The organism is Arthrobacter sp. MYb214, assembly GCF_002979865.1.
Classification (GTDB): Bacteria; Actinomycetota; Actinomycetes; order Actinomycetales; family Micrococcaceae; genus Glutamicibacter.
The window spans coordinates 113,527-128,685 of record NZ_PCPZ01000003.1 but is presented as its reverse complement, the minus strand read 5'-3'; the positions used below and the strand labels follow the sequence as shown (position 1 = coordinate 128,685).

Here is a 15,159-nt window from a genome sequence, read left to right as displayed (position 1 = left end):
GTGCTTTTTTCATGCGCCAGGCTGTTCTGAGGCCGTTGTCTTGGGATATCCACAATCGTAGAAAGTTCCTGCCGGGGCGATGAATTCGCGCCACACTTGCTGGCATCAGATCAACCAAGGAGGAATGCGATGCGTAATCCTGAAGGCGTCCATCTCAGTGTCCGCAGCTCGTTGCCCGAAATGCAGCTACTTGGCGTTGTTGCACTGCGCGAAGTATCAGAGAAGGGGTATGCCGTAGTGCTCAGCACTATGGCAAGGCAGCAACAGGTCCTGGGGTACACGCTGGGATTGGCGAAACGAGGGCATCCTGAAATCGTCAGTATCGGTGGAGGCGAAGATGATGTTTTTGGGCTTCTCACGCATCTGGCATCACAAGTCGTCGAGCATGGACAATTCTTTTCCGAAGGTACCCACAACACATCGCTATTTAGCGAGCTCATTTTCTCGGAGCCAGAGGCGGAACTGAACACTCTTCCCCTCACCAGTCTGATCCTTGGCGACATCCCGATAAGAACCCTGCATTGCATGCAACCCAGGGACTTCGCCGTGATCCAGCAACAGTCTGCTCACTAGGAACTGCGCCGCATCGTCAAAAGATGAGCAGGCAGAGGAAAGGAACTGGACCATGTGCGATATGTGCAATGGCATGACACGCAAGCAACTGGAAGCCCTGATCGACCAGCGGATCCGCGACTACGGACATGAAGTGATTTTTGTTGAGTCGGACCGGATCAGCCCATCGCTTGCCTACACCGTTGGCCTGAGTCGCATCGGGCACCCAGAATTCCTTGTTCGAGGGCTGGACATGGATGACAGCATTCAGATGCTCAACGGATTTTCTGCGTCCGTGCTGGAATGGAATGAGGTTTTCGCCCACGGGCACACCGGCCGCTGGAAGGACGGAACACTGTTGTACTTCTCCAAGATCAGTACCGGGATCCGCAAGCAGGTGCCATTGGCTTATCAGAGGTACGGAGAAAGCCTGGGGTTGCTAGAAGTCCTACTCGTCGGCAGGGATATCCCTTACGAATATGTAGTTGCCCGGCACAATTAGGCCTTGGCATCCTTTGCCAAGCGCCTAGCTTCGCCGATGGATTGCAGCGGCCTCGTTCTCCGCGCGGACTTTTGCCCGATGTGCTGCGCGCAGGGCCTGGTGGCCGTCGGATTTGCGCACCTTCAGGTAGAACATTCCAACTACAAGGAACCACAGGGGCGTAGCCAGCAACGCAGCACGCGTATCGGCCTGCGTGGTCAATGCCCACAGGACGAATACGAAGAAAGCTAGGACCATGTAGGGGGCTCCCATGCCGCCGGGGACCTTGAACTTGGAGGCATCATGCAGCTGCGGGCGGCGCTTGCGGAAGGCCAAATAGCTGATAAGGATCATTGACCAGACGAACATGAAGCACAGGGCAGACACCGTGGTCACCAACGTGAAGGCCTGGGCTACGGAGTCACCCGCGTACAACAGCACGACGGCAGCAAGAAGGAAGATGCAGGAGAATAGCAACGCATTGCGTGGCACCTGCGTGGCAGAAAGCTTGCTGAACTTCTGCGGAGCATCTCCATCCTGCGACAGGGCGTACAGCATGCGCGATGTCGAATAGATTCCGGAATTTGCACTTGAAGCGGCGGCCGTCAGCACGACGAAGTTGACCAGACCTGCAGCTGCGGCCAAGCCAGCCATCGAGAACATGCCAACGAATGGCGATGCATCAGCGGAGAACTTGTACCAGGGGGTGACTGCCATCAGGACGGTCAAGGCACCGACGTAGAACAGGATCACGCGCAGCGGAATGGAATTGATGGCCTTCGGGAGATTCTTTTCAGGATCCTTGGTTTCAGCCGCAGCCGTACCTACCAATTCAATGCCGACGAAGGCGAAAACGGCGATCTGGAAGCCTGCGACGAAGCCCATGAAACCAGTGGGGAACATGCCGCCGTGCGCCCACAGGTGGACGAAGGAAGCGGTGTCTCCCTCGGAAGAACTGAACCCGGTGGCAATCATTGCCAGGCCGCAAACGATCAACGCCAGGATTGCAACGATTTTCACCAAGGAGAACCAGAACTCGGTTTCGCCAAAAGCCTTGACCGTGGGCAGGTTCAGCCCGACCAATAGCAGGATGCAGCAAAGCGCGGGGAGCCACAACGGGATCTCGGACCACCAGTAGGCGACATACTGGGCAATCGCGACTACGTCCGCAATGCCGGTGACAACCCAGCAGAACCAATAGGTCCAGCCGGTGAAGAAGGCAGCCCAAGGTCCCAAGAGATCGCCGGCAAAATCTGCGAAGGTCTTGTAGTTCAAGTTGCTGAGCAGGATCTCGCCCATGGCACGCATGACGAAAAAGAGCATGAAACCGATGATCATGTATACGAAGATGACGGACGGTCCAGCAGCGGAAATGGTCTTGCCGGAGCCCATGAACAAACCGGTGCCGACTGCTCCGGAGATCGCCATGAGTTGGATGTGCCTGCTGGACAGGCCGCGCTCAAGTTTCGTTCCGTCGGAAACGGTTTTCACTTGCGTGGAATCGTTCGCCACGGCTGCACCTTTCATGAGCAGATCCCTTCGGTTTTTCGAAGGAGACGGCCTGCTCGGAAGAAGAACTAGACCGCTGGAAGAGGTTATCGCAGATATATTGACCAGCTATATTTGGCCGTCACCGTGGACTGCGAGCAAGCTTAACAGTTGTGAAATTGGTTATACGCCACTGGATTCGGGCAGGCAGCCCGCTGCTTCGCGCAGTAGCCAGATGGGCAGAACCTGCACTTGAATGGGGCATTTGGATGCTGCTGGACCGCAGGGTGGCGGCATGTACCCGAAAATAAAGCCGCGGGAAATTGTGCGAAGGAAATCCTCCGGTTCCGGCAAATGGAATTAGCGGGAGGCGGTTGATCTGGAGAATCAGTACCACCGAAGATCAATACCCGTATGTCCCACCTGCAATTGGACTTCGGAAATGGCGGAACGCGGGAGCCGGGAAGCACCACGGGCAACACTGCATCCATGTTCAGCTCTACCGCGCAGAAGATGACCCGGCCCATCTTGGCAATGCGTAACAGGACTGCTCCAGCGCTGCATTCCGCGCCTTTTGGTTCACTTGAAGCAAATACTGTACATGGCCAGTGGAAGCTTGGAGGGCCAAGTGAGTAGTGTAGGACGTATGGCATTCCGAAATCGTCGAGCTGCGGCTCTTCCTGCAAAATTGTCCCGTTCCTGGCTCTTGGTCAATGCGGCCAAGGAGGAAACTTTCGCTCCTTCGCTGGCTTGTGAAGCGGACTCGGTGATTTTTGATATGGAAGCTGCCGTTCCTGACGACCAGAAGATCCAGGCTCGCGATAACGTAGTGCGCGCACTGTCCAATGGCATGACTGCGTGGGTGCGCGTCAACGGCATTGACACTGATTTCTGGGCCGATGACCTTGCCGCGCTGTCGGGAACTCCCGGCCTGCGTGGAATCATGCTGGCCATGACCGAGCAGCCTGAACAGGTTACCTACAGCGCGATGAGGCTGCGCGCGGGCACTCCGGTCCTGGCCTTGATCGAAACCGCTTTGGGTATCGAGAACGCCACGCAGATCGCTTCGGCCCCGGGTACCTTCCGCCTGGCGTTCGGCATCAACGACTTCCGCAAGGACACGGGCGTCTCCGACGACCCGATGGCACTGGCCTACGCACGCGGCCGGCTCGTGATCGCTTCGCGTGTAGGCAAGCTGCCTGGCGCTATCGACGGACCTCCACCGGCAGGTGCCGATGCCGCCAAGGTGACCGAAGAAACCCGCATCACCGCCTCCATGGGCATGACCGGCAAGCTGTCGTTGTCCACCGATCACGTAGATGGCATTAACGCCGCGTTGGCACCCAGCGAAGACGAGCTGTCTTGGGCCATGGAACTGCTCGAAGCGCACGCCGCCGGCGCTTCGGTGGGCGATGGCTCATACCTGCCGCGTCTGGCCCGTGCCCAGAAGATCGCCGACCTGGCCGACTCCTACGGCCTGTGGAACGCCTAAGCCTTTAGCTGTCTTCCAACAGCAAAGAACCCGTTCAGCATCTGGAATCAATCAGATGCTGAACGGGTTCTTTTAGCTTGCGGTGCCTATGCCTCGTGGGCACCGCGGTTGCGAGAGGAACCGACGACGTCGCCAGCCTTCCATTCAGCCCAACCCGGACGATCATTCATGAAGTCCTCGATCTGCGCCTTGTTGGCTTCCAGCTTCGGGTCATGCTTGAGGTACCAGTGGGTTTCGCGAGCCACCATGCCCGAGAGGATCAGTAGGCCGATCAGGTTCGGCAGCGCCATCAGGCCGTTCATCATGTCCGAGAAGTTCCAAACGGCGGTCAGCTCGGTGGTGCAGCCTACGTAGACTACCAGCGAGAAGACGATGCGGAATGGCATCACGAGCTTGCGGCCGAAGAGGCGCTCGATGTTGCGCTCGCCGTAGTAGCTCCAGCCCAAGATAGTGGAGAAGGCGAACATGACCAGTCCGATGGTCACGATCCAGTGGCCCCATTCACCAGGCAGGCCGTGGGTGAAAGCCTGGCCGGTCATCAACGCAGCGGAGATCTGCTCGCCGGTGGATTCATCGATCACCTTCCAGGTGCCGGTGGTGATGATGACCAGGCCGGTGCAGGTAACAACGATGATGGTGTCGATGAAGGTCTGGGTCATGGAGACCAGGCCCTGGCGAACCGGGTGGGTGGTCTGTGCCGACGCGGCAGCGATAGCAGCCGAACCCATGCCGGATTCGTTGGAGAAGATGCCGCGGGCAACACCGTACTGGACAGCGATGATGATGGCCGAGCCGACGAAGCCGCCAACAGCGGAAGTGCCGGTGAAGGCGTCGGTGAAGATCTCGCCGAAAGCTGCAGGAATGCCGCCGACGTTAGCGATCAGGATGTAGATCGATGCGGCCACGTAGAAGACGATCATGACCGGAACGAATCCAGCGGTGACACGGCCGATGGACTTGATGCCGCCGACCAGGACAGCGATCGACAGCACGGTCAGCACGACACCGGTAACCCATGGGGTGACGTGGAACGAATTCTCCAAGTTCAGGGCGATGGAGTTGCCCTGGGTCATGTTGCCGATGCCGAAGCAGGCCAGGGTGGCGGCGATGGCGAAGAACAGGGCCAGGAACTTGCCCAGCGGACCCTTGATGCCGCGTTCCAGGTAGTACTGCGGACCGCCGGACTTTTCGCCTGCGGCGTCGGTGCCGCGGTAACGCACGCCGAGATAGGCCTCGGTGTACTTCGATGCCATGCCCAGCAGGCCGGTGACCCACATCCAGAACAGGGCACCTGGGCCGCCGATGCCGATGGCGGTTGCGACACCGACGATGTTACCGGTTCCGACAGTGGCCGCCAGCGCTGTGGTCAGTGCCTGGAATTGCGAGATGTCGCCTTCTGCCTCGGCATCCTTGCGCTTGAGCAGGCCAAGGCGCAATGCGGCAGCGAGCTTGAAGAATTGCAGGCCACCCAAGCGGATGGTCAGGTACAGGCCAGTACCCAAAAGTAGCGGGATGAGGACAAACGGTCCCCAAATGACGGAGGAGATGTCCCCGAAGAGATCGCCCAAAGCGTCCATGGACTCAATATCCTTATGTGCGAGTGACTGATGATGAAGAGTTTCAGGCGAGAAGCCGATCCCCTTATGTGAGTGCCATCATATGGCAAGGGGAGAACTGTGTCACAAAGCGCGCTGGCGGATGCCATGTCCGGTTTCTTAACTTTATTTCACGATCAGGCCCGGGGCTCGGGCTGGCTGCTGCATTGCCGGCATCCACCGAAGTGGACGCCGGCAATTTCCGGGCTTCAGCCCTGCCGCGCTTTCATGCGCGGATTTTGCTTGTTGATCACGAAGACGCGACCTCGTCTTCTGACCACCTGGGAGCCGGGCGCCTTCTTCAGTGCGCGGATGGAATTCCTAACTTTCATGCCATTCACCTCCTTCATGATGTGCGGAGCTGAACAGGTCCTTGAGTTCTTCTTCGGTGACCTGGCATTGCTCGAAGACCGTCTCGATCTGCGAAGCTTCGTGTTCGGATCCGTAGAGCAGCAATTCCGAGACGGCGATATTCGAATTCCACGCGCCGGTGTTTTCCATCCAGATGCGCGGACCGGCTCCGCCGATGGCGACGCGCTCGCTGAGGGCACTAGCCACCCAGAGGATTCCGCGGATGCAGGTGCAGGATTCAGCCAGGGACGGCAGGGCTTTGCGGAAGCGCTCGGGATGAAGCGGACGTTCGGCATGCAGGCGGATCGGCGCAGTGCGGGCATTGGTTGCTGTTCGCGGCAGGTGCCCGGCCCTGGTGCGTTGGCGCGCTGCTCCGGGGTGGAAGGAGCCGAGTCCTTCTTCGTGCACGCAGATATGCGCATGCGGTGCCATCTGCCGAGCTAATTCGAGGCCGGCTTCATAGTCGGCGCCGCCAGCGCGTCGTGGACCGGTGGCGCTTTCGAGCAGCTGGGTTTCCAGGCCTTCGACCGGAATGAGGGTATCTGCCTGCATTAATTCGGTGAAGAAGAACTCTCCCGACGTCCTCGCATCGCGTTCCATGGCGTTGAATCCCGATTCCCAGAGGGTGTGCCGGTCCCACATCTGGTTTTCCAATTCGGAGGGATCCAGGGACAAGACGATGCTGCTGATCCGGATTTCCAGTGGTTCGAGCTTTGCTCCGAGCATGTCCAGCACTGTTCCGCTATGCCATGTGGCGGGCAACGCCAGGATCATTGTGGCCTCGGAATCTTCGGGGGCCAGGCGTTGGATCGTCGGCAGGATCTCGAACTTCGTGGCACAGCCGATGCAGGGGTGCCCAAGAACGGTTTCGGCATGTTCTGCGGCTGCAGATCCGGAGACGTGGCGCACCAGCCGATTGCCGTCGACGAAGTCATAGCGCAAGATGACGGCGTCAGGATGGTGGTGTCCCAGGTGGCTGAGGCCGGAGTCGCGGCTGGAAGTATCAAGTGCGGAGAGAACGATGAGATTCACGCGTTCAAGCTTATATGAGAATGAGTCTCAATAGCAAAATTGGGAACGGGGCTTAACGCCTCGGGGGCCCGCCCGCCAATGCGGACAGGCCCCCGGAAGCGACAAGGAATATCAGTTCTGCGGCGCGTTGAAAACTACCGCAGAGGTACCCAGGCCTTCGATCGAAGTTTCAAGTGAATCGCCGTGCTTGAGCCACGGGTGACGCCCATTCTCGTCGCGGCGGCCTAACGCAACACCAGAGGGCGTACCCGTCAGGATGACGTCGCCTGGCTGCAATTCATTGAATGTCGAGAGGTAGGAAACCAAGGCGTCAGCCGAGAAAATCAGATCATCGATCTGTTCGTCCTGCACCACGGTGCCATTGACCGTGCTGGTAATGCGGGCGGCGGGATCCAGCTCATCCGGGGTCACGAGCCACGGGCCCAGGGGAGTGGAACGATCCCAGATCTTGCCCTGCAGCCACTCTTGGGTGCGGCCCTGGTAGCCGCGCATCGACACATCGCTGGCCACGGCGTAGCCGGCAATATGCGCGGCAGCATCCTCCTGGCTGATGCGGCGACCCGGCTTGCCGATAATGATAGCCAGCTCTGCTTCGTAGTCCACCCGGTGGTCTTCCACTGGAATTTCGATGGTGTCCTTGGCGCCGCATAGGGTGGAAGCGAACTTCGCGAACACCGTCGGATACTTCGGCAGGTCTTCGCCGACCTCGGCCGCATGCGTCTTGTAGTTCAAACCGATGCAGTAGATTTTCTCCGGCTTGGGGATCAGCGGAGCGTAGTCGGCTTCGCCCTCGGCGATGGAATCACCCACCAAAGCGCGAGCAACTACTTCTTGCTGAGTTGCGTCATCAAGACGCAGGAAACGCTGCACTGAATCGAGATTGTCCAAGTAGTAGGCGCGGCCATCTTCAATGACAGCAGCGGTGGTATGGCCTGGTTCGCTGGCGAGGCGGAGCGTTGCAAGTTTCATGAATCTATCTCACTACACTTCTCGCTGAAAGTGCACCATATTTCGTGATCGGCAATTGATAGCAATTGGCCTTAAATACGGCCGAGCCAGAGCTTTGATCTGGAAAACGTGGCTTGGCCATGCTCCGCTGACCCGGCTAAACTCATGGCAAGCTACGGTCCCAGAGACCAGTCTTGAAATAACGATCTAGATACGAAACTAAAGTGAAGCAGGTTTTAATGTGGGTGACTTTTTTGGCGAGCGATCTCGCCATATCCTCTTCGCCTCGTGGCAGCACTTCTCGCTAGTCGCGCAGTGCTTGATCCTGGCGACAATTATTGCTGTGCTGATTGCCGTATTGGTATACCGCAACAAGCCCCTATCAGGCTTGGCTAACGGCATTAGCGCCATCGGCCTGACTATTCCGTCCTTTGCCCTGATCGGTTTGCTTATTGTCCCCGTGGGCTTCGGGGTTACTCCGGCAGTCATCGTGGTGACGTTCTTCGCCGCCCTGCCAATTCTGCGCAACGCGATCGTTGGGCTGAACAACATCGAACCAACCATTATCGAGTCAGCGCGCGGCATCGGCATGAGCCGGCTGAAGACTCTGATATCAGTAGAAATTCCCATAGCTTGGCCGGTGATCCTGACTGGCGTACGAATTTCAGCCCAGATGGTGATGGGCGTCGCCGCAGTGGTCTCCTACGCCCTGGGTCCTGGCCTCGGCGGGTTCATCTTCCAAGGACTCTCGCGTCTGGGCGGCGCGAACTCCCTGGAATCCGTGATCACCGGCGTAGTTGGCGTCGTGATCCTGGCGCTCATTCTTGATTTGATTTTGCTCGGCATTGGCCGACTGACTACCCCGCGAGGTATCCGTGTCTGAACATAAGATCCCTGAAAATGCCGTGGCCCAGAATGTCACTGGCGCTTCGATCATGCTTGAAGAAGTAACCAAGACCTACCCGGGACAAAAGAAATCGGCCGTAGGCGGCCTGACCCTGGAGATCCCTGCCGGGTCCATCGTGATGTTCGTGGGGCCATCGGGCTGCGGCAAGACGACCACCCTGAAGATGATTAATCGCCTGATCGAGCCGACCAGCGGCAAGATCGTCATTGACGGCGAAGATGTCACCGGCATGAACGGTGATGAACTGCGCCGCCGCATTGGCTATGTGATCCAGGCTGGCGGTCTGTTCCCGCATATGACCGTGGCGACCAATATCGCCATGGTTCCAAAGATGCTGGGTTGGCCCAAGGAGAAGATCGCTGCCCGCGTCGACGAGCTGCTGGAACTCGTCTCGCTGGATCCGGAACTTTACCGGGACCGTTTCCCCAAGGAGCTCTCCGGCGGCCAGCAGCAGCGTGTGGGCGTCGCCCGTGCATTGGCAGCGGATCCACCGGTCTTGCTGATGGATGAGCCATTCGGTGCAGTTGACCCAATTACCCGCCAGCGTCTGCAGGATGAGCTGCTGAACATCCAGTCTGAAGTCCAGAAGACGATCGTGTGCGTGACCCACGACTTCGACGAAGCGGTGAAGCTCGGCGACTGGATTGCGATCTTCAACGAAGGTGCGCAGTTGGAGCAGTACGACTCCCCAGAAAGGATCCTGGCCAATCCGGCCAGCGAGTTCGTGGAGAACTTCATCGGTTCGGGTGCCGGCTTGAAGCAGCTGACCTTGACGCGGGTGAACGAAGTGGAACTGGGAGAAGCCATCACCACCACACCGGGCAAGAATGCTTCGGAGGTGCTCTCGCAGCTGCAGGGCGCCGGACGCAAATACGCGGTAGTGCTTGATTCGCGGGGACGTCCGCTGCGCCGCATGGACCGCCGGCAACTGTCGCGTGCCCAGATCATCGAGGGTACCTACGATGAATCCATGCCGGTCGTCGGTGAGCAGGCCACCTTGAACGACGCATTGGACACCATGCTGGTGGCCAGTTCCGAGTCGGCCCTGGTAACGGGACGCCGTGATGTGCTCACGGGTGTCATCACGGTGCAGACCGTCATGGAGGCGATCGCGGCCGCGAACAACACCACGGATGCTAATCACGAGGCGCCGGTTGGCCTGAACTCGGGTGCCATCAACGTCGTGAATATCGATAGTGCGGCCACCGGGCAGGATGGTGAATCGGCATGAGATCCGAAACCCGCAGCTTGATTTGGCAGATCGCCGGAATCGCAGCTGCTTTCGCCATCTTGGTGGGTTGGCTGGTAACAGCCGACCTGACCGAGACCGAACAGCAAACGCTGGATCCGGCAACGATTTGGGGCTACACCCTCGACCACCTGAAGATCACGGTCATCTCGGCGCTCATCGTGCTACTGATCGCGATTCCGCTCGGCGTGCTGCTCACTCGCCCCGGACTGCGCAAGGCAGCCCCGGCGGTGCGCGCCATTGCCAACTTCGGCCAAGCCGCACCCGCCATTGGCGTCATCGTGCTCTTGGCCTTCTGGTTGGGGTTCGGCCCGAAAACTGCCATTGTCTCACTGGTGATCTATGCGATTCTTCCGGTGCTCTCCAACACCATTGTTGGCCTGCAGCAGGTTGATGAACGCCTGGTGGAGGCCGGGCGGGGAATCGGCATGAGCCAGATGTCCGTGCTGTTGAAGGTCGAGCTGCCGTTGGCCGTCCCGGTGATGCTATCGGGCATCCGCACAGCCCTGGTGCTGCTGGTAGGCACCGCGACGTTGGCAACCTTTATCAACGGCGGCGGGCTGGGCATCTTGATCACTACGGGAGTGAACCTGAACCTGAATGTGGTGCTGATTGCCGGCTCGTTGCTAGTGGCCTTGCTGGCTTTGACGATTGATTGGCTTGGCCGCGTCGTCGAACAGGTGGCACGACCGAGAGGACTTTCGTGAACCGCAAACTGAATTTAGCTGTCCTGTCCATGGCCGCGCTGATCGGAATGACTGGGTGCGGACTTAGCCCATCGACCGGGACGGTGCCCAACGCCGGCCCCGCCGAGATCAAGCCGCTGGTCGAAAACGCTGAAGACACCACCGTGACCGTCACGTCCAAGTCCTTTACCGAGCAGCTGCTGCTGGGGAAGATCACCGTGATCGCGCTCAAGGCTGCCGGCTATGACGTCACCGACCTGACCAATGTTCCTGGCTCCCAGCCGGCACGTCAGTTGCTGCTTTCCGGCGACGCGAGCGTGCTCTGGGAGTACACCGGTACCGCGTGGCTGACCTACTTGGGCCACGAATCACCTGTTGTGGGTGAAGAAGAGCAGTGGCAGTCGGTGCACGATGAGGATGTTGCCAATGGAATTATCTGGGGAAATCCGGCACCGTTGAACAACACCTACGCATTGGCGATGAACGAAGAAACGACCAAGCGGCTGGGTATCACCAAGCTTTCCGAACTGCAGACGCTGGACCCCGAAGATCTGACGTTCTGCGTCGACCCGGAATTCAATTCCCGTCGAGACGGTCTGACTCCAATGCTGGAACACTACGATATCGACCGTGGTTCAGAAGTGGCTGAGGACAATATCGGCCTGTACGACGTGGGTGCCATTTACCAGGCAACCGCTAATGGCGCGTGCAACTTCGGTGAAGTCTTCACCACTGACGGGCGCATCAAGGCGCTTAACTTGACCGTGCTGGAAGATGACCGGGAGTATTTCCCAAGCTACAACGCCGCCCCGGCTTTCAACGGAGAATTCCTTGAAAAGCACCCGGAAATCCAGCAGATCATGGACAAGATCGCTCCGTTGCTGACTGATCAGGTCTTGATGGACCTGAATTACAAGGTGGACGTGGTTGGCCGTGAACCGGCAGATGTTGCCTTCGAATGGATGGTTGGCCAAGGCTTGGTCTCCAATCCCTAACCGAGGCAACGAAAACTGCATGGATTAAGCAATGGATCCCCGGCATCGCGATGCCGGGGATCCATTTCAATGTCGCCGAGGATTCACTGGGGATTGGTTTCTCTCGGATGGATTTGCTTGCAGGATGGAAATAGGTGGAGGCCATCTACCTATTGCTGATTCCGGGTACCTAGCTCGCCGTCGACTTCATCGGCGATTTCGGTCGTGGCAGCGGTAGTGATGGATTCTTCCTGCCAAATTTCCTCTAGCTCTGCGGATAACTCGGCTTCTTCTTGGGCATGATCGGGAACTGGGTCATTTGCGTTCATGGCCTCAGTCTAGCCATGTACACGTCTGAGTAAAGGGGTGCATGAAAAATAACTTCAGTAGAAACTTTCCTAGTCAGTATCAAAATAAGGATCTCTTGAATATCCGGATGAAACTTTTTTAGGGAAAGTGGTTGACGCTTCAACTTCATTAGTGGCATACTGGTATCAGCAAAACAAATTGAGGCGTCAACTACTTGATGGCCCGACGAAAGGATTTAGACATGACTGCATCTGCACTGACCACCGGAACCTGGAACCTCGACGCATCGCACTCCGAGATCGGCTTCTCGGTTCGCCACGCAGGCATCTCCAAGGTTCGCGGCAGCTTCACAGAATTCGACGCAACCCTGACCACCGGCGCAACCCTGGCAGATTCCTCGGTCGAGGCAACCGTCCAGATCGCATCGGTCAATACCAAGGACGCTAACCGCGACGGCCACCTGAAGGGCGAGGACTTCTTCAACGCCGAGCAGTTCCCAACCATGACCTTCAAGTCCACTGCGGTCAAGGGCGAGGCTGGCGAGTTCATTCTCGTTGGCGATCTGACCATCCGCGGCGTGAGCAAGGAAGTTGAATTCGAAGCAGAGCTCGGCGGCGAAGCTGTAGACGCTTTCGGCGCAACCCGCGTTGGCTTCTTCGCATCCACGACCATCTCCCGCAAGGAATTCGGCATCACCTGGAACGCAGCATTGGAAGCCGGTGGCGTTCTGGTCAGCGACAAGGTCAAGATCGAAATCGACGCTTCGTTCGTACTGCCAACCGCAGAGTAAAAGTTTCCCGAAGGCCGTCATGGGGATGACGGGATAAGGGCCGATACCGGCAAAGCCTCCGGCTCACGAAAGTGAGCCGGAGGCTTTGTCGTTAAAGTCGAGGAAAGACGTGCCTAGGAACCGCTGAATGACGGGTCCACGGAAAATGCGATAGCACCGATGACAAGGAATGCGACATACACGATCCAGAGCACGCCCAAAATGGTGCCGATCCAACCGGTCACTTTGCCGACCGTGGAGACCGTATTGAATTCCCTTTCGGCTTTATTGGCCTTGAAAATAGCAATCGGGCCAAGGATCACGCCTGCAACGAAGATGGACACAATGCCAAGAATCATCGAGGTCTGTGCCAGCTGGGTGCCTTGAAATTGGGATGCTGTCGGATAGCCGAAGTTGCCCGGGGGATACTGGCCCGGTTGGCCATGTGCCTGTTGATTGTAGTAAGGCTGTTGCGGGACGCCGTTGAGGTCGTAGGAACCAGGCTGCTGGTACTGCCGGTTCTGACCCTGGTGCCCTGAAGAATAAGGGTTTCGTGGTTCTTCGCTTGGACTGGTCATGGCAACCTGCTTTCCGCTTGTGAGGCTCGTTCGCTTAATTCAAGATTCTCACATGCAACCGGCAATAACATCTAATCTCTAGAAGAACTCTCTGCAATGCCAGAATGCCCCGTACCTGCCAGGGAAGTCAGCTGGCTGGATGCGTTCTACGCCACAGCGCATGAGCGCCAGTCGCCACCGCCACAAGTAATAGGCTCAGTGCCAAGCCGATCCCGAAGATCTGGCCGTAGTGGCCATTCTGCGCTAAATCTGCAGTTAGGTAGGTCGCCGCAGATGCCCCGGCGAACAGGGCAAAAACGAACAGTGAAACGGTGGTGGCCCGCGCATCAGGCGAGATATCGGTCGCCCACCCCTGCATCGATGAGTGCATGATCGCGTTCGCGGCACCCAGGAAGAACGCGGTGAAGGTATATGAGGCAGGGGACGGGGCGAACGCCGAAGGGAGGAAAGCTGCGCAAAGCACCAGGCCTCCACCGCCAATAAGCCACGTTCGGCCGAAGCGTGCCACCAATCGGCGCATCAAGCGTGCACCCAGAATGACTCCCAGGGCAAAAGCGCAACCTAGCGCTCCTGCAAAGCCAATAGCGACACCGGATTCTTGCAAGGCGGGAACGATATAGGTCAGCAATCCCATGAGTAGCCCGCCTTCGAGGAAGACGATGGCATAAAGAGCCAAGTTCATAGGACGTAAAGCTGCACGGAATTTGAATCCGGAACGCGAATGCTCGGGCTCTGCCGCCTTCCGCAAGCTATACAGGGCCGCTAAGCAACCCAGTGCAGGCAACAGGAACACCAGCCGCCAGTTCGCGTATGTTGCCAATGCTCCTGAAGCCAATGTTGCCAGGGTGGTGCCCAGCGAGGAATAGATCTGCAAATCAGATAAGCCGCGAGCGCGTTCCACCCCGGTGCGGGTATCGCCCAGGAGCGTCATCAGGGTTGGATACAGTGCGCCGAACATGAACCCGGTGACGGAGCGAGCAACGAGTAGCGGCAAATAGTCGGTGAACATGATGCTGGCGACCGCGCCGAGGCCAGCGCCGATGAGCGCCGCGCGCAAAACCGCAAGACGCCCGAAACGATCGCTAAGCACGCCCCAGATCGGCTGGCCTATGGCATAGAACAAGGCATAGGAAGCTACCAGTTGGACGGCTTGGGCGAAACTGAGCGAGGTGCCCAGCGAAAGTGCGACCAGCATGGGAGGGGTGCCATAGCGATCGAAGAAGGAAAGGAAGCCGACGAAGCGCAAAGCCGAATCGGGAATGGTGCGTACCGAAATCCGAAGGTCCTGTTGTTTCTCCATCCCGGCCTTTCAAGTGAGAATCTTCCGCCTGCCTATCCATGTAATCAGAATCTGCCCGCTGATGCTGTTTTGGATGACAGCTGCCACGGGCAGATGACGGATCGGCAGCTAGGCAGTTACTGGTGCTTCAGTCATGAATTGAGCGAAGAATTCGCCCAACTCACCGGTCGCGTCCAGCGGCAGCACCATGGACACGTCCAAGCCTGGACAGGATTGGCGGGCTGGGTGCGCCAGGTATATCCGGTAATGAAAATCCGAGGCAAGGGAAGCATAACGGATTGCCGTCACGGTGGAGCCGGGGAAGTCATCGCGGGGTTGAGCGTTTCCATTCCACCGGTGCGCTTCCGCGAAATGTTCGAGGCCGGGCTGTCGGCTTCGGTTTTTGCCGCGCGCGATCGAATAGAAGCGGACCTGAAGGATTTCACTGCCGGCGGCTAGGGCAAGAAGT

At 58.1% G+C, this 15,159-nt stretch carries 17 protein-coding genes; 9 read left to right on the top strand and 8 right to left on the bottom strand.

Features of this window, described 5'->3' with window-relative positions; all coding sequences use genetic code 11:
- Window positions 1-129 precede the first annotated feature (129 nt).
- Both CQ012_RS09370 and CQ012_RS09365 read left to right on the top strand, forming a co-directional pair.
- Window positions 130-573 carry a DUF4262 domain-containing protein gene (locus CQ012_RS09370; RefSeq protein WP_105662002.1) on the top strand — a complete coding sequence of 148 codons (444 nt, stop codon included), beginning with the start codon at window positions 130-132 and terminating at the stop codon, window positions 571-573.
- A gap of 73 nt (window positions 574-646) precedes the next feature.
- Window positions 647-1,054, top strand: a complete 408-nt coding sequence (locus CQ012_RS09365) for a DUF4262 domain-containing protein (RefSeq protein ID WP_181148764.1) — start codon at window positions 647-649, stop codon at window positions 1,052-1,054.
- Between the two features lie 24 nt (window positions 1,055-1,078).
- Here the strand turns inward: CQ012_RS09365 and CQ012_RS09360 are convergent, their stop codons facing one another.
- The gene (locus tag CQ012_RS09360) at window positions 1,079-2,560 is read right to left on the bottom strand and encodes an amino acid permease (RefSeq protein ID WP_105662001.1); all 1,482 of its coding nucleotides are present in this window, start codon (window positions 2,558-2,560) and stop codon (window positions 1,079-1,081) included.
- A 607-nt stretch (window positions 2,561-3,167) separates the two neighbouring features.
- Here CQ012_RS09360 and CQ012_RS09355 point away from each other — a divergent pair.
- Window positions 3,168-4,013 (top strand): HpcH/HpaI aldolase/citrate lyase family protein, encoded by an 846-nt coding sequence (locus CQ012_RS09355; RefSeq protein ID WP_105656257.1) that lies wholly within the window; start codon window positions 3,168-3,170, stop codon window positions 4,011-4,013.
- A gap of 86 nt (window positions 4,014-4,099) precedes the next feature.
- Here CQ012_RS09355 and CQ012_RS09350 read toward each other — a convergent pair whose 3' ends face one another.
- The 4 genes from CQ012_RS09350 to CQ012_RS09335 form a co-directional block, all read right to left on the bottom strand.
- On the bottom strand, window positions 4,100-5,590 hold the full coding sequence (locus CQ012_RS09350) for an alanine/glycine:cation symporter family protein (protein ID WP_105656258.1): 1,491 nt from the start codon (window positions 5,588-5,590) through the stop codon (window positions 4,100-4,102).
- A gap of 227 nt (window positions 5,591-5,817) precedes the next feature.
- The gene (gene ykgO, locus CQ012_RS09345; protein WP_081461171.1) at window positions 5,818-5,940 is read right to left on the bottom strand and encodes a type B 50S ribosomal protein L36; all 123 of its coding nucleotides are present in this window, start codon (window positions 5,938-5,940) and stop codon (window positions 5,818-5,820) included.
- A complete protein-coding gene (locus tag CQ012_RS09340; RefSeq protein ID WP_105662000.1) occupies window positions 5,930-6,991 on the bottom strand; it encodes a GTP-binding protein in 1,062 nt (353 codons plus the stop codon). Before CQ012_RS09340 ends, ykgO begins: the two co-directional genes overlap by 11 nt.
- 111 nt (window positions 6,992-7,102) lie before the next feature.
- Window positions 7,103-7,960, bottom strand: coding sequence for a fumarylacetoacetate hydrolase family protein (locus CQ012_RS09335; RefSeq protein WP_105656260.1), 858 nt, complete (start codon window positions 7,958-7,960; stop codon window positions 7,103-7,105).
- A 220-nt stretch (window positions 7,961-8,180) separates the two neighbouring features.
- Between CQ012_RS09335 and CQ012_RS09330 the strand changes: the two genes are divergently transcribed.
- The 4 genes from CQ012_RS09330 to CQ012_RS09315 are packed head-to-tail and all read left to right on the top strand — an operon-like array spanning window position 8,181 to window position 11,776.
- Entirely contained in the window at window positions 8,181-8,822 is a 642-nt protein-coding gene (locus tag CQ012_RS09330) for an ABC transporter permease (RefSeq protein WP_105656261.1), read from the top strand.
- Window positions 8,815-10,077, top strand: a complete 1,263-nt coding sequence (locus CQ012_RS09325; protein WP_105656262.1) for a betaine/proline/choline family ABC transporter ATP-binding protein — start codon at window positions 8,815-8,817, stop codon at window positions 10,075-10,077. The genes CQ012_RS09330 and CQ012_RS09325 overlap by 8 nt, the downstream gene beginning before the upstream one ends.
- The gene (locus tag CQ012_RS09320; protein WP_105661999.1) at window positions 10,074-10,802 is read left to right on the top strand and encodes an ABC transporter permease; all 729 of its coding nucleotides are present in this window, start codon (window positions 10,074-10,076) and stop codon (window positions 10,800-10,802) included. The genes CQ012_RS09325 and CQ012_RS09320 overlap by 4 nt, the downstream gene beginning before the upstream one ends.
- Window positions 10,799-11,776 carry a glycine betaine ABC transporter substrate-binding protein gene (locus CQ012_RS09315; RefSeq protein ID WP_219844361.1) on the top strand — a complete coding sequence of 326 codons (978 nt, stop codon included), beginning with the start codon at window positions 10,799-10,801 and terminating at the stop codon, window positions 11,774-11,776. The genes CQ012_RS09320 and CQ012_RS09315 overlap by 4 nt, the downstream gene beginning before the upstream one ends.
- Before the next feature lie 149 nt (window positions 11,777-11,925).
- Here CQ012_RS09315 and CQ012_RS17590 read toward each other — a convergent pair whose 3' ends face one another.
- Window positions 11,926-12,084, bottom strand: a complete 159-nt coding sequence (locus tag CQ012_RS17590) for a hypothetical protein (RefSeq protein WP_166650780.1) — start codon at window positions 12,082-12,084, stop codon at window positions 11,926-11,928.
- A gap of 221 nt (window positions 12,085-12,305) precedes the next feature.
- On the opposite strand from CQ012_RS17590, the gene CQ012_RS09310 reads away from it, so the two are divergent.
- Window positions 12,306-12,854 (top strand): YceI family protein, encoded by a 549-nt coding sequence (locus CQ012_RS09310; RefSeq protein ID WP_105656264.1) that lies wholly within the window; start codon window positions 12,306-12,308, stop codon window positions 12,852-12,854.
- A 113-nt stretch (window positions 12,855-12,967) separates the two neighbouring features.
- Here CQ012_RS09310 and CQ012_RS09305 read toward each other — a convergent pair whose 3' ends face one another.
- Together CQ012_RS09305 and CQ012_RS09300 are read right to left on the bottom strand one after the other, a co-directional pair.
- Window positions 12,968-13,411 (bottom strand): DUF4190 domain-containing protein, encoded by a 444-nt coding sequence (locus CQ012_RS09305; protein ID WP_105661997.1) that lies wholly within the window; start codon window positions 13,409-13,411, stop codon window positions 12,968-12,970.
- A 127-nt stretch (window positions 13,412-13,538) separates the two neighbouring features.
- Window positions 13,539-14,711: an MFS transporter gene (locus CQ012_RS09300; protein WP_105661996.1), complete on the bottom strand. Its 1,173-nt coding sequence runs from the start codon at window positions 14,709-14,711 to the stop codon at window positions 13,539-13,541.
- Between CQ012_RS09300 and CQ012_RS17430 the strand changes: the two genes are divergently transcribed.
- On the top strand, window positions 14,700-15,149 hold the full coding sequence (locus CQ012_RS17430) for a hypothetical protein (protein WP_219844360.1): 450 nt from the start codon (window positions 14,700-14,702) through the stop codon (window positions 15,147-15,149). The genes CQ012_RS09300 and CQ012_RS17430 overlap by 12 nt on opposite strands.
- Window positions 15,150-15,159 lie beyond the last annotated feature (10 nt).